Origin of the sequence: Hymenobacter persicinus (assembly GCF_004167665.1) — a bacterium.
GTDB classification, from domain to species: domain Bacteria; phylum Bacteroidota; class Bacteroidia; order Cytophagales; family Hymenobacteraceae; genus Hymenobacter; species Hymenobacter persicinus.
In genome coordinates, this window is sequence record NZ_SEWE01000011.1 from 83,770 (window position 1) to 102,755 (window position 18,986).

The following is an 18,986-nucleotide window of genomic DNA, read 5'->3' on the forward strand; positions in this document are numbered from 1 at the left end:
AGGCTGATTAACGGGCCGCATTGGTATTGAAACTGGAATTAGAGGAGGAATCGAGGTGGCGCTTGAGGTTGCGCGTGCCGTTTTGGAGGTGACTTTTCACGAGGCCCAGGTCGAAGCCGGTTTCTTGGGCAATGTCGCGGTAGCATTTTTTTTCGAGGTAAAACAGCTCCAGACAGCGGCGCTGCCCGGCGGGGAGGTCGGCCAGAGCGTGCTCCAAAGCCTGCAAACGCGCTTCCGTAAGTTCCTGTTCTTCCGCATCATCTCCCCGATGCGCGGCCCCCACCGATTCCACACCGGCGGCGTCAGGAAATTGCACGACCACGGGCCCGCTCTCCGGGCCGGCCCGCTGCCGGCTGCGCAAAATCATAAGGCAGTGGTTGCGGGCCGTGGCGTGCAGCCAGGCCGGGAAGTTGTCGACCTCGTGGCGGCGCAGGGTATCGAGCAGCTTTTCGAAAAGCTGCATCACGGCGTCCTGGGCATCTTCGTCGGGCCGCAGGTACTTGCGGCAGATGGCAAACACCGTCGGCATGTGCCGCTCGTAGAGCACGCCCAGATCGGCCACCACGCCCTGCTGGCGGTAGCGCGTGAGCAGCTCCGCATCGGAAAGCTCGGTGGGCGACGGGGGGCGGCGTTTGAAAAACATGGCGGCGGGCAGAGGCGAAATGTACGCATTTAGCCCCCTTCGGCCCACCACCTAGTGCGTCGGCGGCGTCCGGGGCGACGGTTGCGCGGCTATCCTGCCAAGTGCCCGGGCCAAGCTAAAATATTTTCGGGCGGGCCGTGTGGAATCCGCCGAAGGGGCGCATCAGGCTACTGAATCCTGACTCCAAACCCCTATTTCTATGAAGAAGCTGATTCTGTTTGGCGCGGCCAGTCTGCTGACCGTAGTGGCCACGGCTAGTCCCCAATCCACCGCCACGCCCCACCGCGTACATCAAGTTAAGCCACAAGCCGATACACTGACGGCGCGCGGGCGCATCACCGACCGCAGCAACGGCCAGGGTTTGGGCGGGGTGACTATTCTAGTGAAGGGCACGACCGTGGGAGCCGCAAGCAACTCCGACGGCACGTATCGGCTCCTCTTACCAAAGGGCGCCACCACGCTGGTGTTCAGCTCTATCGGATACAACCAGGAAGAACGCTCGATTCCGGCTTCCGGCCGGGTCGATGTCGGCCTGAGCGCCGACCAGAAACAGCTCAGCGAAGTCGTCGTGACCGGACTGTATGGCCGGGTGGCCGGGGTCCAGATCAGCGGGTATTCGGCGGGGAAGATGCGGAAAGGAAAAAACCAGGGGTATGCACCTGTTGCAGCAGATGTACGCTATGGTTCCGCGCTTCCCCGCCCTGCGCCGGGCGAAGGAGAAAGCTACGCCGCCATCCAGGAAAACGGTTTTCGCCCGACCCTCAAAGAACCCCTGAGCACGTTTTCCATCGACGTCGACGCGGCCAGCTACTCCAATGTGCGCCGCTTTCTGCACCAGGGGCAGCTGCCCCCGCCCGACGCGGTGCGGGTGGAGGAAATGCTCAACTACTTCACCTACGACCTGCCCCAACCCTCCGGCACCGACCCGTTTTCGGTCACGACCGAGCTGGCCGTGTGCCCCTGGAACCCCGAGCACCAACTGCTGCACGTGGCCTTGCAGGGCCGCCGCATCAGCACCGCCCAGCTGCCCCCGGCCAACCTGGTTTTCCTCATCGACGTGTCGGGCTCGATGGCGGAGGAAAATAAGCTGCCGCTGGTCCAGGCCGGATTGCGCCAATTGGTGCGCGAGCTACGCCCCCAGGATAAGGTGGCGCTGGTGGTGTACGCCGGGGCCGCGGGCCTGGTGCTGCCCGCCACGCCCGGCAGCCGTCCGGGCGAGATTCTGCGGGCCATCGACAAGCTGAGCGCCGGCGGCTCGACGGCCGGCGGAGCGGGCCTGCGCCTGGCGTATCAGGTAGCGCGGGAGCAGTTTCAGCAGGAAGGCAACAACCGGGTGATTCTGGCCACCGACGGCGACTTCAACGTGGGCGAAAGCAGCGACGACGCCCTGGAGCACCTCATTGTGCAGGAGCGGGAGTCGGGCGTGTTTCTGACGGTGCTCGGCGTGGGCCAGGGCAACCTGCAGGACAGCAAGATGGAGCGCCTCGCCGACAAGGGCAACGGCAACTACGCCTACCTCGACAACCTTGACGAAGCCCGGCGGGTGCTGGTGCGGCAGTTTGGCGGTACGCTCTTTACCCTGGCCAAGGACGTGAAGCTCCAGCTCGAATTCAACCCCGCCCGGGTGCAGCAGTACCGCTTGGTGGGCTACGAAAACCGCGCCCTGGCCGCCGAAGACTTCAACAATGACCGCAAGGACGCCGGGGAGCTGGGCGCGGGCCACACCGTGACGGCTCTCTACGAGCTGGTTCCGCCCGGCGCGCCCACCGGCATCGATGCGCTGAAGTACCAGTCCAATCCGGCCCCGGTGGCCGTGGCTCCGGCTTCGGCCGAGGTGATGACCGTGAAACTGCGCTATAAGGAGCCCCAGGGCCAGCAAAGCCGCCTGCTGGAGCGCACCCTGCGCGGGGCGCCGGTGCCCGTGGCCCAGGCCTCCGAAAACCTGCGCTTTGCCGCTGCCGTGGCCCAGTTCGGCATGCTGCTGCGCCAGTCCGACTACCGTGGCAATGCTACTTACCCCACCACGCTGCAGCTGGCCAAGGACGCCCGCGGCCGCGACGAGGACGGCTACCGGGCCGAGCTGGTGCGCCTGGTGAAGCTGGCCGAGGGTCTCACGCCGGCCGCCGGCGCCCTGGGGGCGCGCTAACTTCTGGTTTCATCTTTCTATTTCTACTTCTACTCGATGCCTAGCTCCGCCTTTTCCCTCCAGATTCCTTCCCCCTGCGCCGAGTCGTGGGACGCCATGACGCCCCGGGGCGCGGGCCGGCACTGCGCCAGCTGCGAGCAGGTCGTTATGGACTTCACCGAGAAAACCGACGCCGAAATCCTGGCTATTCTGAAAGCCGCAGCCGGGGGCCACGCCTGCGGGCGGCTCCGGCCCGATCAGCTCGGCCGGCCGCTGCGGGGCTTCAACGTGGCGCCCCGCGTCAGCCGCTGGTCGACGGCCGTGGCCGCGACGCTGGCCCTGCTGCTGGGCCGCAGCCTAACTGCGCCCGAAGCCCGGGCCCAGGCGCCGACGAACCAGCACCCGAATTTTGGGCGGCACTCGCCGGAGCCGGAACTCGGCACCCGCAAGCTCACGCGCAGCGCCAAGAGCTTGGGCGGGATGGTAACAGTAGCAGCTGATACCGTGTTGCGCACCCACATCAGCGGGCGGGTAGTCGATGAGCTCAGTGGCGAAGGGCTACCGGGCGTGACGGTGCTGCTCCAAGGTACCCAGCACGGGGTTTCGACTATTGCTGACGGCAGCTTTACACTGCCGGTTGAGCCCAACGAGCAGCACTGTGCAATTATGTTCAGCTCCATTGGTTACAGCAGTGTGCTTCTCCCCCAGTCAACTACTGAAACAGGTATGACCGTTGGGATGGAAACAAGGGCAACAACCGGTCTACTAATTATTTATCCCATTTATACCCCGCGCGGCTTATGGGACCGGCTGCGCAGCATTCCGTATCGGGTTACCAACTTATTCCGCTAACGCCATTCGGGTTTGGCAGGAACAGCAGCCTCCCCAGCCGGGCGACTCGGGCTGCCGCTGCTCTCGCTGACTCCGAAGGTCTATCCGTTACCGCTACTCTTAATTTCTACCGGTACTATATAAGTATGGCAAAACCCCTGACCAGCCGGCTGGTCAGGGGTTTTTCGTGGGGTGGAGTTGAAAGCTGGCCGGGGTTAGGGCTGGGTTTCGGCCAGGCCTTTCTTGATGGCGGTGAACAACGGGTTGTCGGGGGCCGCGACTTTGGACAGGTCCTTCTGGGCTTGCAGAAAGTACGGGCGGGCCGCCTTGGGCTGCTCCAGCTGCATGTTCAGAATGGCCAAGTAGAAATTCAGCAGTCCCCGCGGAGTTGGCTCGGGCGGAACGGTGGGCAGCTGGCTCCGGAAAAACGCCTCGGCCTCCTTCCACTGGCTGCTGGCCTGGTAGATATCCATAATGTCCTCATACATCTGGTCATTGGCGGGGTTGAGGGCATAGAGGCGAGCCGCCAGCGCGGGCGCTTCGGCCGCGTGGGCGGGCACGGCCAGGGCCAGCAGCGCCCGGAGCGTGGCGTAGTTGCGGGGCTGCAAAGCCAGGCTTTGCTGGTAGGCCTTTAGCGACTCGGCCGGCTGCTTGAGCTGCCCGTGCAGGAAGCCCAGCATCCGGGCGGCATCGGCTTTTAGCTCGGCATTGGTGTAAAGGTCGTAGGCCAGCCGGGCCTCGGGCAGAGCTTCCTGGGGCCGGTGCAGCTCCATCAGGGCGTAGGCCAGGTTGTAGTGCGAGGTCGGGTACTGCGGATTCAGCTTAATGGACTGCTCGAAGGGCGCCAAGCTGGCCGCCGCCTGCTCCTGCACCAGATTCGCATAGCCCACGGCGTAGTACGACATATAGTCCCCTTCCCCGTGGGCGTGGGCCTCGCCGTAGTAGCGCAGCACCAGGGCCAGCAGTTGGGCGTCGGTCTTGTCCTGCTCCCCGCAGTGGCACTGCTGCACGGCGTAGTAATAGTCGCCGAGGCCCTTGGTCAGGGCGTAATCCGTCGGAAACTTGCGCTGGAGCCGGCTCAACTCCTGGGGCAGGTCCAGGGTCACCATGTCGTAGACGCCGGGCTGACCGCGCAGCTGTTCCACAGTTTCGGTGGCCTTCAGATCTTTCAGGCCGAAGCCTCGGTGGCCCAGGCTGATGATATAGTTCTCCAGCACCAGCTTTTCCTTGCGCAGCAGCAGGCGGGGCTGCTGGTTTTGGGGTCAGCCCCGTCCAGGAGCTTGTAGGCCGCCGCGTACTTTTTCTCGCCGGTCAGCTGCTCCACCCGGGGCAGCAGGGCCGCCGGCGTCACGCTCTGGGCCCGGCCCGCCCCAACGGTCAGCACCAGGCCGGCCAGCAGTAGATATCGATGCATAACAATCAGAAAATCAGGAATGAAATAGGAGTTCCGAACAGGGCCGTAAGATGCAGGTTTTCGCGCGGATTTGGGTGGCTACCAAACGTTTGTTCGGGAGCCGGGAGCAAAAATTAATTTGGAATTGCCGGCCGCCGGCCCCACCTTGCCGACCTAAAGCACTCCGTTTGCCATGCTCCAGCCCGTCGGCCGCTTTTATTTTAGCTACTACTTCACCTACGCCACGGCGTAGTTGAGCGGCCCCCCTGTAGCTTTTTCCCTCGAAATTCTCAGCGCCTCTCGACTACCTCGGGAGGCGCTTTTTTTGCGCCCTACCTCTTCTGCCATGCCGGCTCCGACCTTCTTTTATTACGGCTTTACCTACCGCTTCTATCCGAAGCAGCGGCTGCCCTATTGCCTGGCCTGACCTCCCTCAGGAACTCCCAGCCAACGCCCAGGGCCCCGCACTACGGAGGCCCTTTTTTATTGCCCTTTTTGTCTTTTTCCGCATGTCTTCTTCCGTCGCCATCCAGGGTTTTGCCGGCAGCTTCCACGAGCTGGCCGCCCACCACTACTTCGGTTCCGCCACCACCACGCGACCCTGCGCCACGTTTGAGGAGCTGGTGCGGCAGGTAGCTGGCGGCTCGGCCCGCCACGGGCTGATGGCCATTGAGAATTCCATTGCCGGCAGCATTCTGCCCAACTACACCCTGCTGCGCAAAGCCGACCTGCGCATCACCGGGGAGGTTTACCTGCGCATCCGCCAGCACCTGCTGGCCCTGCCCGGGCAGGAGCTGGCCGCCATCGAGGAAGTCCACTCCCACCCCATGGCCCTGCTGCAGTGCGCCGACTTTCTGGGCCAGCACCCCTGGCGGCTGGTCGAAACCGAGGACACGGGCCTGAGCGCCCAGCGCATTCGGGAAAGCCGGCGCAACGGGGTGGCCGCCGTGGCCGGGACCCGGGCCGCCGAGCTATTCGGCCTCGACATTCTGGCCGCCGACATTCACACCGAGAAGCAGAACTACACCCGCTTTCTGGTGTTGGCCAAGCCCGAGCACGCTCCCGAGCCGGAGCAGCCCGACAAGGCTTCGCTCTACTTCCACGCCGCCCACCGCCAGGGCAGCCTAGCCCAGGTGCTGGTGCGCATTGCCGACCTCGGCATCAACCTCTCCAAGCTTCAGTCGTGCCCCAGGCCGGGCAGCACCTGGCACTACACCTTCCACGCTGACCTCGAATTCGACGACCCGGCCCAGCTCGCCGCCGCCCTGACCGCCATCGGGCCCGTGACCGAAAAAGTGCAGGTGCTGGGCCGCTACCGCCGGGGCGTCACCCACTAACGCCCGCTTTCCCACCGAGGTCCGAAGCCCTAAGATGTTAAGTCCTGAACCCATGAACGTTTCCGTCGCCAGCCGCCTGCAGCACACCAGTGAGTACTACTTCTCCCGGAAGCTGCGCGAAATTGAGGCCCTGAACCAAGCCGGGGCCGCCGTTATCAACCTCGGCATCGGCAGCCCCGACCTGCCGCCCCACCCCACCGTGGTGGAGGCCCTGACCAGCGCGGCCCAGCGGTCCGACACCCACGCCTACCAGAATTACAAGGGCGTGCCGGCCCTGCGCCAGGCCATGGCCGCCTGGTACGGGCGCCAGTACGGCGTAGCGCTGGATGCCGACTCGGAAGTGCTGCCCCTGCTCGGCTCCAAGGAAGGCATCATCCACGTCAGCATGACGTTTCTGGAGGCCGGCGACGAGGTGCTGATTCCTAACCCCGGCTACCCGGCCTACCGCGCCGCCGCCCAGCTCAGCGGGGCCACGCCCATCGACTACGACCTGACGGCCGAAAACCACTGGCTGCCCGACCTTGACGCCCTGGCCCGCCGCGACCTGAGCCGGGTGAAGCTTATGTGGGTGAACTATCCGCACATGCCCACCGGCACGGCCGCCGACCCGGCTTTTTTCGCTCGGCTCGTGGCCTTTGCCGCGGCCCACAATATTCTGCTCGTCCACGACAACCCCTACAGCTTCATTCTTAATCCCGAGGCCCCGCAGAGCCTGCTGGCCGTGCCCGGGGCGCGGGAAGTGGCGCTGGAGCTGAACTCGCTGAGCAAGTCGCACAACATGGCGGGCTGGCGCGTGGGTCTGCTGGCAGGCCGCGCCGACCTGCTCCAGGAGGTGCTGCGCTTCAAGAGCAACCTCGACTCGGGCATGTTTCTGCCGGTGCAGCTGGCCGCCGTAGCTGCCCTCCAGCTCGACCACGCCTGGTACGAGGCGCTCAACACCCACTACCGTGCCCGCCGGGAACTGGTGCTGGAGCTGCTCGACACCATCGGGTGCGCCGTGGCTCCGGGTCAGGTGGGTTTGTTCGTGTGGGCCGCCGTGCCGGCCGGGTACGCCGACGGCTACGCCCTGAGCGACGAGCTGCTGCGCGAAGCCCGGGTGTTCATCACGCCCGGCGGCATTTTCGGCTCCAACGGCAACGGCTTTATCCGGGTGAGTCTGTGCCAGCCAGTAGAAGTGCTGCGGGCCGCGCTGGCGCGGGTCAACGGCGAAATAGTGAGGTTGTGAAGTTGTAGCTCAATGCCCTCCTCCTCGCTCCGCTTCACCCGCTCACAACTCCACAACCCCTCAATTTCACGCTTAACCCAATGATTGTCACGATAATCGGCCTGGGCCTCATTGGCGGCTCCCTATCCATCAGCCTTCAGCAGCAAGGCCTCGCCACCCACCGCATCGGCGTGGATCTGAGCCCCGAAAACCGGCAGCAGGCCCTGGCCCTGGGGCTGGTGGAGGAAGTCAGCACCGACCTGGGCGCCGCCGTGAGCCGTGCCGACCTGGTAGTGGTGGCCGTGCCCATGGACGCCATGCTCACCGTGCTGCCCCAGGTCCTCGATGTGGTCGACCAGCAGGTCGTTATCGACGTGGGTTCGACGAAATCCATGCTGCTGGCGGCCGTGGCGGCGCACCCGCGCCGGGGCCGGTTCGTGGCCGTGCACCCCATGGCCGGCACCGAGTACTCGGGACCCGAGGCGGCCGTGGCCGGCTTGTTCGAGGATAAAACCCTGGTTGTCTGCGACGCCGGGCAGAGCGACGCCGACGCTGTGACGCGGGTAGAAGCGCTGTTTACCCGGCTCCGCATGCGCATCGAGCACCTCGACGCCGGTGCCCACGACCTGCACACGGCCTACGTGTCGCACATTTCGCACATCACCTCCTTCGCCCTGGCTCTGACGGTACTGAAAAAGGAGAAAGAAGAGCAGCAGATTTTCGCTCTGGCCAGCGGGGGCTTCGCCTCCACGGTGCGCTTGACCAAAAGCTCGCCCGACATGTGGGTGCCCATCTTCCGCCAGAACCGCGTGAACGTGCTCGACGTGCTCGACGAACACATCCAGCAGCTCCAGCACCTGCGCCAGCTCATTGACGCCGAGGACTTTGCCGCCGTCTACCAGCAGATTGAGCAGGCCAACCTCATCAAGAAGATTCTAAAGTAACCAGAACGTCAGTTCCCCTCCTTAGATAAGGAGGGGTGCCCAAAGGGCGGGGTGGTGGACCACGCTGGAACGACTTTAAGCAGTAGCTCCAAGACTCGTGCAACGATTGTCAACCGCCCCTGACCCCTCCTCATCTGAGGAGGGGAACCAGCTCCCAATCCTTTTACCTTTTCAAAACCTCAAAAACGCAACATACATCATGCAATCTGCCCTGTTCAACCGCCAGCCCGACGATAAGCCCTACCTGATTGCCGGCCCCTGCTCGGCCGAAACCGAGGAGCAGGTCCTCGACACCTGCCAGCGTCTGGCCGCCACCGGCAAGGTGCAGGCCCTGCGCGCCGGCATCTGGAAGCCCCGTACCAAACCCGGCGGCTTCGAAGGCATCGGCACCAAGGGCCTGCCCTGGCTGAAGAAAGCCGGGGAGCTGACCGGTCTGCCCATTGCCGTGGAAGTGGCCACGGCCAAGCACGTGGAAGACTGCCTGGCCTTCGGCGTCGACATTCTGTGGGTGGGCGCCCGCACCACCGGCAACCCGTTTTCGGTCCAGGAAATTGCCAACGTGCTGCGCGGCGTGCAGGTGCCGGTGCTGGTCAAGAACCCCATTCACCCCGAGCTGGAGCTGTGGGCCGGGGCCGTGGAGCGCCTGCAAAAGGCCGGCCTGGAAAAAGTGGGCCTGATTCACCGGGGCTTCAGCTCCTACGGCAACACCGACTTCCGCAACGCGCCCATGTGGCACCTGCCCATCGAGATGAAGCGCCGCCACCCCGAAATGCCCCTGCTCTGCGACCCCAGTCACATCTGCGGCCGCCGCGACACGCTCTTTTCCGTGGCCCAGCAGGCCCTGAACCTGGGCTTCGAGGGCAACATGATTGAAAGTCATATCGACCCCGACCACGCCTGGAGCGACGCCAAGCAGCAGATTACCCCCGAAGTACTCCGCGACCTGATTGAAGGCTTGGTGTGGCGCCACGAAACCACCGACCAGCGCGAATTCCTGACGGCCCTGGCCGGCCTGCGGGAGCAGATCAACCAGATTGACGCCGAAATCATCCAACTGCTGGGCCGGCGCATGGGCGTGGCCGAGAAAATCGGGCTCTACAAAAAGGAAAATGACATCACCATCCTGCAAACCGGCCGCTGGAACGAGGTGCTCGAGCGCGCCCAGCGCCAGGGCTCCACGGTGGGCCTTACGCCCGAGTTCGTGGAGCAGTACCTCGAAGCCGTCCACCTCGAATCCATCAACCGCCAGAACAGCGTGATGAACCAATAAAGCTAAAAAGCCCCGCGACCGAACCGGCGCGGGGCTTTTTGCTGGTGGGTGGCGCCAAAAATCATTGGCATCAGACTTCTAAACGCGGGGCTTTTAGCAGAAAATTGCCGGTGCGGGCGTAGCGTGGCATAAATCCGCCGTTTCCAGTAGGCTTCTGAATCCGGAAGCTCAACCGCGCCGGCGTTGGCCGCGCGCCGAATTTGGCCGTACTTAGGCCCATGCTGTTTTATACCGTCATGAAGCCCGTGGTGCAGGTGGCGCTGCGCGTGTTTTTCCGTCGCCTCGAAATCCGCCGCCGGGAGCGGCTGGAGCAGCCGGGCCCCATGCTCATCGTTTCGAACCACCCCAACACGCTCATGGACCCGCTGGTGGTAGCCGCCAACCGCCGCGCCCCCATTGCCTTTCTGGCCAAGAGCACGTTTTTCAAAAACCCGATTTCCAGGGCCATCTTTTTGTCGGGCAACTGCATCCCCATCTACCGGCGGCAGGACGCGGAAAGCGGCGACTCCGGCGTGACGCCCGAGGAGCTGGCCGCCCGCAACGAGGCCGCCTTCGGGCAGTGCTACGACTACTTCGACAAGGGCGGCGTCATCCAGATTTTCCCCGAGGGCACCAGCGTGAGCGAGCGGCGCCTGCGCCCGCTCAAAACCGGGGCGGCCCGCATCAGCCTCGGCGCCGAGGCCCGCCACGACTTCCGCCTGGGCCTGCGCATCCTGCCCATCGGCATCAACTACTTCGACCCCAGCCGCTTCCGCTCCGACGTGTTCGTCAACATTGGCCGGCCGATTCTGGTGGCCGACTACGCCGCGGCCTACCGCGCCGACCCCGAAGCCGCCGCCGACGCGCTGACCGAGGAAATCCGGCGGCGGCTGGAGCAACGTCTGGTTATCACCCGCGACGCGGCCGACGACGAGCTGGTGCTGCAGGTGGAGCGAACCTTCGGCGAGCACCTGATTCCCGACGACGAGGAAACCCTCTACGATAACTTCCTGCTCAGCCGCACCCTGCTCGAGGCCGTGCTTTACTTCGAGCAGCACGCCCCCGCCCGCCTCACCGAAGTGCGCGAAAAGATGAGCCGCTACCTGCTCGACCTGGGCCGCCTCCGCCTCACCGACGAAGCCCTGGAGTCGAGTACGGGGGCGGGGCGGCGCTGGGCCCGGGCCACGGTGTCGGGCCTGAAGCTGGCGCTGGGCCTGCCACTCTACCTGTACGGGCTGCTGAACAACTACATTCCCTATATCCTGCCCTCCCTCATTGCCAAGCGGGCCACCAAGGACCTGGAGTTTGTGGCGCCCATTATGATGGTCACGGGCATCCTGACATTTGGCCTAAGCTACGCGGTGCAGATCGGGCTGGTCCACCACTTCACCCAGAGCTGGCTCTGGACGAGCCTGTACGCGCTGAGTCTGCCGCTGTCGGGCTTTTACGCGCTGAGCTACTGGAACAATCTGCGCGCCCGCCTGCGCCGGCTGCGGGCTTTGCACCTGTTTCGCACCCAACGGCCGGTGATGGAAAGCCTGCTGCGCCAGCGCCACGACATCCTGCGGCTGCTCAGCGAGTCGCGCGCGGCCTACCTGGCGGCCACGGGCTCGGTGGCCCAGTAGCAGGCTCTTCCCGCTGGCTTATTTCACGCCAAAAGCCCTCCGCCACGAGTTGGCAGGGGGATTTTTGGTGGATTGTGGTGCGCTTTTGTTAGCCTAGAAGTCTGCTTTCACCCCGATGGCCAGGGTCAGGATCTGTCCGAAGCTCAGGCCCTTGCGGTTCTGCGCGTAGCTGACGGCGTACAGGTCGTTGGTGCCCAGCTCGTAGTAGAGCGACACTGCCTTGGGCGCGGCCTCGGTGGAACCGGGGCGCAGAAACGTCAGGCGGCTGCCGGCCAGCGGACCGTAGCGGGTATCGGTCGAAAACCAGTAATAATCCTTGGTGTACTGCCCGCGCTCCTCGTCGTTGATGGTGCCGTGAGTGTAGCTGAAGTACACGCCCACGGTCAGGGGCTTAAGTTGCCACTGGTCGGCGAGGCGCACCGTGAAGGGCGAATACAGCAGCTTGGCCGAGGCCAACGACAGCGTGGAGCCGGCATATTTCTTGGGCACGTAGCCCAGCAGAATGTCGGTTTCAACCTTGTTTTTGGCAAAAGCATATCCCGCCCCGGCCGCGACCATGCCGATGCCGCCGCCGGTCTGCACCATCAGGTGGCGGGGCCGGTACCAGGGGTGAATTGCCGCAGTGCGCTTTTGCGCGGGAGCTGGAGCCGCATCGGGCTCGGAAGTAGCGTGGGCACTGAAGCTAGGAGCCAGCAGCAGAACGGCCGCCGTAGCGCCGAGGAAAGAACGGTACTGCATGACTAGAACTTCACTTGCTTAAGGCGGAACTGCTTGTCGCCCCACACGGTCAGGATAACGTAGGCGCGTTTCTCGAAGCCGTAGGAGTTGACGTAGTTCACGCCGTCGTTGAAGGGCTGGCTTACGCCGAAGTCGTGGCGGTGCCCGTTCATCTCAAACACCAGCTTGGGCGTGGTGCGCAGGGCCCCGGCGTAAGCATCGGTCAGGGTCGGGTCGAAGTCGGCATCCTGGGGCGGCACGTGCGAAATCACAATCTGCCGACGGGCCCCGCTCAGGTCGCTGAGCTGCTGGCGCACCCAGGACATGTTGGGCGTGCTGCCGTCGAAGTTGGCCTCCCGGCCGTTGGTGTCGACCATGATAAACTTGGTGTCGCCGTAGACGAACGAGTAGTTCAGGGGCCCGAAGATGTGCTGGTAGGCCTCGCGGCCGTTACCGACCGAGTCATGGTTGCCGACCACCGTCACGTAGGGCACTTTCAGCTTGCGCAGGTGCTCATTCACCCAGCGCATTTCGCGGCCCATGCCGAAGTCGGAGATGTCGCCGGCCACGACCAGAAACTGGATGCCGGGCTGCTGATTGACGCTGGCCACCAGGTCTTTGGCCTCGTCGTAGAAGCGCTGGGAGTCGCCGGTGAAAACGAACCGCAGGGTGTCGCCGGCGGGCAGGGGCTGCTGGCGCAGGCGCTCCAGGTTTTTGGCCGTCAAGTCCTTCTCGTCGTCGGGGGAGCGGAAGTCATTGGGGCTGAATTCCAGCATTTCGCAGCCGCTCAGCGAAAGGGCAGCCACGGCGGAAAGCAGGGTAAGGCGGGGAAAAGAACGGAAACGGTTCAGCATTCAAAAAGCACTATAAAAACGGCAAACTGGGCCATCCGCAAGGATGGTTTTGGCGCTATATACTGTTGAGTTGGCCGGGGTGTTTTGCCCGGGCCGAAGCTGCGGGCACCGCGTTTCCGAACAAAACCGCCCTGGTAAGCTCCCAGCGGCGTATTTCCGGGCCGCCGCAATTCTGGATTAATTCTGAGTTTCCGGCGTGGAAAGAGAAAAGCGGAGCGGGCCGCCGACGCCGGATGCCCAGCCGGGCCCGACGTTCCTATCCCCGAGCGTTTACTCATCCAGATACTGGTGCACAAACTTGATGGCCATGCTGCCTTCGCCCACGGCCGAGGCCACCCGGGCCATGGCCCCGGCCCGGCTGTCGCCGGCGGCGAAGATGCCGGGCACGCAGGTTTCGAGCAGGTAGGGCTCCCGGTCCCGTTTCCAGGCCAGGGCGTAGCGGGGGTCCGTCACCAGGTCGCGGCCGGTGAGCAGGTAGCCTTTCGCGTCGCAGAGCACCTGGTCGCACACCCACTCGGTGCTGGGCCGGGCCCCGATAAAGACAAACAACGCCCGGGCGGGCCGCACTTCCTCCCGGCCGTTATTGTCGAGCACAACTTCCTGCAGGTGGTCCTGCCCGCGCAGGGCGGCCACTTTCGCCCGGGGCAGAATCTCGATGTTGGCGGTCTGGGCAATCTGCTCAATCAGGTAAGCCGACATGGACGCCGCCAACGACTCGCCCCGGATGACGATAAACACCCGGCGGGCGTAGGTGGCCAGGTACATGGCGGCCTGCCCGGCCGAGTTGCCCCCGCCCACGATGTAGACGTCCTGCTGGTCGCAGGAGCGGGCCTCGGTGCGGGCGGCCCCGTAGTACACGCCCGCCCCGGTCAGCGCGTCGATGCCCGGCACTTCGAGGGTGCGGTAGCTGACGCCGGTGGTGAGCACCACGGCCCGGGTCTTGACCTCGGCCCCGCTGCTCAGCGTCAGCACCTTGTAGCCGTCCTGCACGCACAGGGCCGTGACTTCCTCGGGCAGAAACTCGGCCCCGAGGCGCACGGCCTGGGTCCAGGCGCGGTGGGCCAGCTCGGCCCCGCTCAGGCCGGTGGGGAAGCCCAGGTAGTTTTCGATGCGGGAGCTGGTGCCGGCCTGCCCGCCCGGCGACTGTCGCTCCACAATCAGGGTCTTGAGGCCTTCGGACGCCCCGTACACCGCCGAGGCCAGCCCGGAGGGGCCGGCTCCCACCACCACCACGTCGTAGAGGGCCGCTGCGGGCCGGGAGGGAAGCCCCATTTTCTCGACCAGGGCCGCCCGCCCCGGCCGGGCCAGCACCGTGCCGTCGGCGTTGATGGCCACGGGCAGGTCGGCGGCGGTGTAGTCGGTGGTGGCCAGCAGCAGCTTGGCCTCGGGGTTGGTTTCGTAGTCGAGCCACTGAAACGCCACCATATAGCCCGAGAGGAAGTCCTTGAGCTCGTGGGAAAGCGGGGACCACTGAAACCCGATCAGGCGCACGCCCTGGAAGCGGGGCTTGTGCTGGGCCTGCCAGGCGGTCAGCAAATCGTGTAGGGTTGGGTAAAGCAGCTCCTGGGGCGGGTCCCAGGGCTTGAGCAGGTAGTGGTCGAGGCGGGCGTTGTTGATGGCCCGGATGGCAGCCTCCGTGTCGGCGTAGGCCGTGAGCAGCACCCGCTTAGCGTCGGGGTAGATGCCGCGGGCCTGCTCCAGAAACTCGACGCCTTCCATGCCCGGCATGCGCTGGTCGGCCAGCAGCAGGGCCAGGGGCTCTTCGCGGCGCTTCAGCTCCCGGAGCGTGTCGAGGGCCTCCTGACCGGAACCGGCGCGCAGCACCCGGTAGTCGCGGCGAAACTCGCTGCGCAGGTCCCGGTCGATGGCGCCGAGCACTTGCAGGTCATCATCCACGGCGAGTATTACAGGTTTCTTTTCCATAGGTCAGAGGCAATTAGGCAACGGGGCGCAGACTTAGTTTAATACAAATTTCAGGTTGGGTTCACTCGGTACAGACGAGGCAGTTTGAGCGAAGCCAGAGCGAAGGCACTCCGAACGTACCCCGAAAGGGCCGTATCGGGAAACTGCAATTGCGAGCTAGACAGCTAGTCACTGCTTCACTCGCAATGACTGGCTGATAATTCTCACCCTTCCCCCACCGGCAGCCAGGCACAGAACTCGGTGTGGCCGGGCCGGGACTGCACTTCGAGCCGGCCGCCGTGGTCCCGGACGATGCGCTGGGCAATGTCGAGCCCGAGTCCGGTGCCTTCGCCGGCCTGCTTGGTGGTGTAGAAAGGCTCAAAGATGCGCGGCAGCACCTCGGGGGCAATGCCCGGACCGTTGTCGATGATAAAAACGCGCACAAACTCGCCCTCGTGGCGGGTGCGCAGGGTGATTTCGCCGCCCGGCGGCAGCGCGTCCAGGGCGTTGTCGAGCAGGTTGGTCCAGACCTGGTTGAGGCTGCTGACCTGCCCGCGAATCAGCGGCAGAGCCGGGGCGTAGTCGCGCGTAACGATGATGTTCTTGGCCCGGAGCTGGAAGCTGAGCATGTTGAGGGTGCTTTCCAGGCCGGCCGGCACGTCGAGGGGGGCGAAGTTGCCGCCCCGGTCCAGGTGGGAGTAGGTTTTCACGTTGCTCACCAGCTGGCTGATGCGGCCCCCTGCTTCCTGCACGTCCCGGATCAGGTGCAGCGTAATCAGCTGCCCTTCCAGCCAGGCGAAGGCCGCGGGGCAGGCGGCGGCGGGCAGCAGCCGGGCCACGTGGGCCAGCTGCTCGCGGGTGAGGCCGGCTTCCATCAGGCCGGCGGCGAGGCGGTAGCCGTCGGGCACGCCCTGCTCTTCCAGCCAGTCGGCCAGCTCGTCTTCCCGGTCGGCGCATTCCAGGGCCGACAGCGTCAGGGCCGGCGACTCGCCCGGTACGGCCAGGGCCGTGAGGGCGCGCATGGCTTCGGGCGAGGGGCAGTGGCCGACGAGCTCGGCAAACAGGGCGGGCTTGGCCTGGGCGCGCTGGGCCAGGGCTTCGGCGGCGCGGGCAATGGCGGCGGCGGGGTTGTTGAGCTCGTGGGCCAGGCCGGCCGAGAGCTTGCCCAGGGCCCGCAGCTTCTCGTCGCGCTCCTGGCCCCGGGCCTCGTCGCGGGCCCGGTCGCTCATCAGCCCCACCAGGCGCTGCACCAGCTCGGGGCTCACCCGCTCCAGCTCCGGGAAATGGTCGCGGTGCAGCACATACAGCCGGGTGTCGCCGCTGGCCGCGCCCAGGCCGTTGATGACGCGCAGGCGGGAGTAAGGCAGCACCCCGCTCACCTGCCCGGCCGCCACCCGGAAGCGGGGCTCCCGGCTGCCGTTGTGCAGGCTGAAAAACTGAATGCCGCCCCGCAGCACCGCCATCATATACTCGGCCGCGTCGCCGGGCTGATTGATGGGGGCGCCGTCGGCGTACTCGCGCGCCTCGCCGTGGGCCAAGAGCCAGTCGGTGGTTTCGGCGGGCAGGTTCTGGAACGTGGGAATGGCCAGCAAGTCGGAGGCAGTGAGGGTGGCCGTCATGAGCAGGAAGGTTAGAAAGAAGGAATATAGGGCAAACCAACTGAACCGGGCGCCGGTTTGGCGGCCCCGCCGCCGGATGGATTTCCCTGGCCCAGCCCCTACCTTGCGCCCTAGTTAGTCTAGATTGCCCAACCTCCCACCCTGCCCCGACCTGCTTTATGCGCGTTATGTTCTATTTGTCCGCAATTACCCGGCGCGGCCTCACGCGGCGGGCCACCATCCTCGGCGCCGGCGGCCTGCTGCTCAGCACCCTAGCCCACGCCCAGACCCCGGCCCCGGTAGCTACCCGCGTCGATTCGCTGCGGGCAGCCCGCCGGGGCACCCCGGAATTTTACCCGGCCCAACTCACCTTCACCAACGGCCGGCAGGTGCAGGCCTTTCTGCCCGGCTACGCCACCTGCTTTCTGGATCGGGTGGAGTGCTACGAAACTTCCCCGGACCGCATTCCGCCGCCCCCGCTCAAGGCCGTGGCCGTGGAGCGCCTGCGGGCCCTGAGCGTGGACGGGCACCACTACGAATCCTTGGTGCTGAAGGGCAAGCCCCTGGGGCTGCTGGCTGAGAACCTGGGCACCCCGGGCCCGGTGGAGCTGTTCGGCTACGCCAAGACCAAGAACGACATGCTGATTCCCGTGCCCCTGGCCATGCCCCTGCTGATTTCGACCGGCACCCACGAGAAGTACTACTGGTACGTGCGCACTCGGGGCGGGGAACTGCGGGAGGTGCCCCGCGGCGACGGGGAATTTGCCAAGGAAATGAGCACGTTCTTCGCCGCCAACCCTAACCTAGCCGCCCGCATCCGGGAAAAAGAGAAGGGCGCCCGGGTGGAAGATATGCGCCAGCTGGTGCAGACCTACAACGACCAGCAGCGGGGCAAATAACCGCGTTATTTTCGCCCTGAGGCAACTTTTCCGCCGTTCCACGCCTTATTGAGTGCTGGCCTACCAGGGCCGCCTTACCTTAGTTTATGGCCAAACTCAAGACGCTTTATTTCTGCCAGAACTGCGGGGCCCAGTCCGCTAAATGGATTGGCCGCTGCCCCAGCTGCGGGGAGTGGAACACTTACGTGGAGGAAGTTATCCAGAAGGACGACACCCAGGCCGCCGGCTCCTGGAAGCCACCGACTTCCGGTCCCGGCCCTAAGGCGGCCACCAAGCCCCGGCCCATCGGCGAGATTCACTACGAGGAGGAGTCGCGCTTCGACACCAACGACGGGGAGCTGAACCGGGTGCTGGGCGGGGGCCTGGTGCCGGGCTCGTTGGTGCTCATCGGCGGCGAGCCAGGCATCGGCAAGAGCACGCTCATGCTCCAGATTGCCATGAGCCTCAAGCAGATGAAGGTGCTCTACATTTCGGGCGAGGAAAGCGAGCAGCAGATCAAGATGCGCGCCGAGCGGCTCGGGCCCCAGCACCCGCAGTGCTACATCCTGACCGAGACCAACACCCAGAACATCTTCAAGCAGATCGACCAGCTCCAGCCCAACGTGGTTATCGTGGACTCCATCCAGACCCTGCACTCGGGTCTGGTGGAGTCGGGGGCAGGGTCGGTGAGCCAAGTGCGCGAGTGCACCGCCGAGCTGCTCAAGTTTGCCAAGGAAACCGGCGTGCCAGTGCTGCTCATCGGCCACATCACCAAGGACGGCTCCATTGCCGGCCCCAAGATCCTGGAGCACATGGTGGACACGGTATTGCAGTTTGAGGGCGACCGGCACCTCTCGTATCGCATCCTGCGCACCACCAAGAACCGCTTCGGCTCCACTTCCGAGCTGGGCATCTACGAGATGCAGGGCTCGGGGCTGCGGCAGGTCAGCAACCCCTCCGAGATTCTGCTCAGCCAGCGCACCGAGAGCCTGAGCGGCATGGCCATTGGGGCCACCCTGGAAGGCAACCGCCCATTGCTGGTGGAAGTGCAGGCCCTTGTCACGCCCGCCACTTACGGCACGCCCCAGCGCTCGGCCACCGGCTTCGACGCCAAGCGCCTGAACATGCTGCTGGCCGTGCTCGAAAAGCGCAGCGGCCTGCGCCTGGGGCAGCACGACGTGTTTCTCAACATTGCCGGCGGCCTGCGCCTCGACGACCCGGCCCTGGACGTGGCCGTGTGCGCGGCCGTGGTGTCGTCCTTGAACGACCTGCCGATTCCGGGCAACGTGTGCCTGGCGGCGGAAGTCGGGCTGAGCGGGGAAATCCGGGCCGTGAGCCGCCTCGACCAGCGCCTCTCGGAGGCCGAGAAGCTGGGGTTCAGCGAAATGTACATCTCCCAGTTCAACGCCCGCGGCCTCGATCTGGCCCGCTACGGCATCCGGGCCCAGGCCGTGGGCCGCCTCGACGAGGTGCTCAGCGGCCTGTTTGGATAAAACCCGGATAGAATTTATAGGTGATTGTGGCGGAGCGCTGAAAAGGCCCCGGCCGGCCGGAATATTCGGCGGACCGGGGCCTTTTCTGTGCCCGGCAATCGACGCAGAAAGCGTCGTAAGCGGCTCTTAGGGGCCGGGTTACGAAAAAAGCCAAAATATGGATTGGCCAATGTAAACCTGTTTGTTGTATCTT

Annotated in this window: 16 protein-coding genes; 9 read left to right on the top strand and 7 right to left on the bottom strand. The window is 65.0% G+C overall.

What is annotated here, in order from left to right; genetic code table 11:
• Positions 1-7: 7 nt before the first annotated feature.
• The gene (locus EWM57_RS07500; protein WP_129920521.1) at positions 8-643 is read right to left on the bottom strand and encodes an RNA polymerase sigma factor; all 636 of its coding nucleotides are present in this window, start codon (positions 641-643) and stop codon (positions 8-10) included.
• Positions 644-842: 199 nt separating this feature from the next.
• On the opposite strand from EWM57_RS07500, the gene EWM57_RS07505 reads away from it, so the two are divergent.
• Positions 843-2,789 carry a YfbK domain-containing protein gene (locus EWM57_RS07505; protein WP_129920522.1) on the top strand — a complete coding sequence of 649 codons (1,947 nt, stop codon included), beginning with the start codon at positions 843-845 and terminating at the stop codon, positions 2,787-2,789.
• Positions 2,790-2,825: 36 nt separating this feature from the next.
• Positions 2,826-3,620 (top strand): carboxypeptidase-like regulatory domain-containing protein, encoded by a 795-nt coding sequence (locus tag EWM57_RS21540; protein ID WP_129920523.1) that lies wholly within the window; start codon positions 2,826-2,828, stop codon positions 3,618-3,620.
• 194 nt (positions 3,621-3,814) lie between these two features.
• Here EWM57_RS21540 and EWM57_RS07515 read toward each other — a convergent pair whose 3' ends face one another.
• Both EWM57_RS07515 and EWM57_RS07520 read right to left on the bottom strand, forming a co-directional pair.
• Positions 3,815-4,816, bottom strand: a complete 1,002-nt coding sequence (locus EWM57_RS07515) for a tetratricopeptide repeat protein (protein WP_129920524.1) — start codon at positions 4,814-4,816, stop codon at positions 3,815-3,817.
• Positions 4,768-5,013, bottom strand: coding sequence for a hypothetical protein (locus EWM57_RS07520; RefSeq protein ID WP_129920525.1), 246 nt, complete (start codon positions 5,011-5,013; stop codon positions 4,768-4,770). The genes EWM57_RS07515 and EWM57_RS07520 overlap by 49 nt, the downstream gene beginning before the upstream one ends.
• Before the next feature lie 488 nt (positions 5,014-5,501).
• Here EWM57_RS07520 and EWM57_RS07525 point away from each other — a divergent pair, with 488 nt between their 5' ends.
• The 5 genes from EWM57_RS07525 (at position 5,502) to EWM57_RS07545 (ending at position 11,351) form a co-directional block, all read left to right on the top strand.
• A complete protein-coding gene (locus tag EWM57_RS07525; RefSeq protein WP_129920526.1) occupies positions 5,502-6,329 on the top strand; it encodes a prephenate dehydratase in 828 nt (275 codons plus the stop codon).
• A 52-nt stretch (positions 6,330-6,381) separates the two neighbouring features.
• Entirely contained in the window at positions 6,382-7,554 is a 1,173-nt protein-coding gene (locus EWM57_RS07530) for a pyridoxal phosphate-dependent aminotransferase (protein ID WP_129920527.1), read from the top strand.
• 80 nt (positions 7,555-7,634) lie between these two features.
• Positions 7,635-8,477, top strand: coding sequence for a prephenate dehydrogenase (locus EWM57_RS07535; RefSeq protein WP_129920528.1), 843 nt, complete (start codon positions 7,635-7,637; stop codon positions 8,475-8,477).
• Positions 8,478-8,676: 199 nt separating this feature from the next.
• On the top strand, positions 8,677-9,747 hold the full coding sequence (locus EWM57_RS07540) for a chorismate mutase (RefSeq protein WP_129920529.1): 1,071 nt from the start codon (positions 8,677-8,679) through the stop codon (positions 9,745-9,747).
• A 218-nt stretch (positions 9,748-9,965) separates the two neighbouring features.
• Positions 9,966-11,351, top strand: coding sequence for a lysophospholipid acyltransferase family protein (locus EWM57_RS07545; RefSeq protein ID WP_129920530.1), 1,386 nt, complete (start codon positions 9,966-9,968; stop codon positions 11,349-11,351).
• 93 nt (positions 11,352-11,444) lie between these two features.
• On the opposite strand, the gene EWM57_RS07550 is transcribed toward EWM57_RS07545, so the two are convergent.
• From EWM57_RS07550 to EWM57_RS07565, 4 genes are all read right to left on the bottom strand, one after another.
• Positions 11,445-12,089 carry a hypothetical protein gene (locus EWM57_RS07550; protein ID WP_129920531.1) on the bottom strand — a complete coding sequence of 215 codons (645 nt, stop codon included), beginning with the start codon at positions 12,087-12,089 and terminating at the stop codon, positions 11,445-11,447.
• Positions 12,090-12,091: 2 nt separating this feature from the next.
• The gene (locus tag EWM57_RS07555) at positions 12,092-12,874 is read right to left on the bottom strand and encodes a metallophosphoesterase family protein (protein WP_242510010.1); all 783 of its coding nucleotides are present in this window, start codon (positions 12,872-12,874) and stop codon (positions 12,092-12,094) included.
• Between the two features lie 318 nt (positions 12,875-13,192).
• Entirely contained in the window at positions 13,193-14,845 is a 1,653-nt protein-coding gene (locus EWM57_RS07560; RefSeq protein WP_129920533.1) for an FAD-dependent oxidoreductase, read from the bottom strand.
• A gap of 203 nt (positions 14,846-15,048) precedes the next feature.
• The gene (locus EWM57_RS07565) at positions 15,049-16,443 is read right to left on the bottom strand and encodes a sensor histidine kinase (RefSeq protein WP_129920534.1); all 1,395 of its coding nucleotides are present in this window, start codon (positions 16,441-16,443) and stop codon (positions 15,049-15,051) included.
• 167 nt (positions 16,444-16,610) lie between these two features.
• Between EWM57_RS07565 and EWM57_RS07570 the strand changes: the two genes are divergently transcribed.
• Positions 16,611-17,321, top strand: coding sequence for a hypothetical protein (locus EWM57_RS07570; RefSeq protein WP_129920535.1), 711 nt, complete (start codon positions 16,611-16,613; stop codon positions 17,319-17,321).
• An 86-nt stretch (positions 17,322-17,407) separates the two neighbouring features.
• Positions 17,408-18,793 (top strand): DNA repair protein RadA, encoded by a 1,386-nt coding sequence (gene radA / locus EWM57_RS07575; protein WP_129920536.1) that lies wholly within the window; start codon positions 17,408-17,410, stop codon positions 18,791-18,793.
• Positions 18,794-18,986 lie beyond the last annotated feature (193 nt).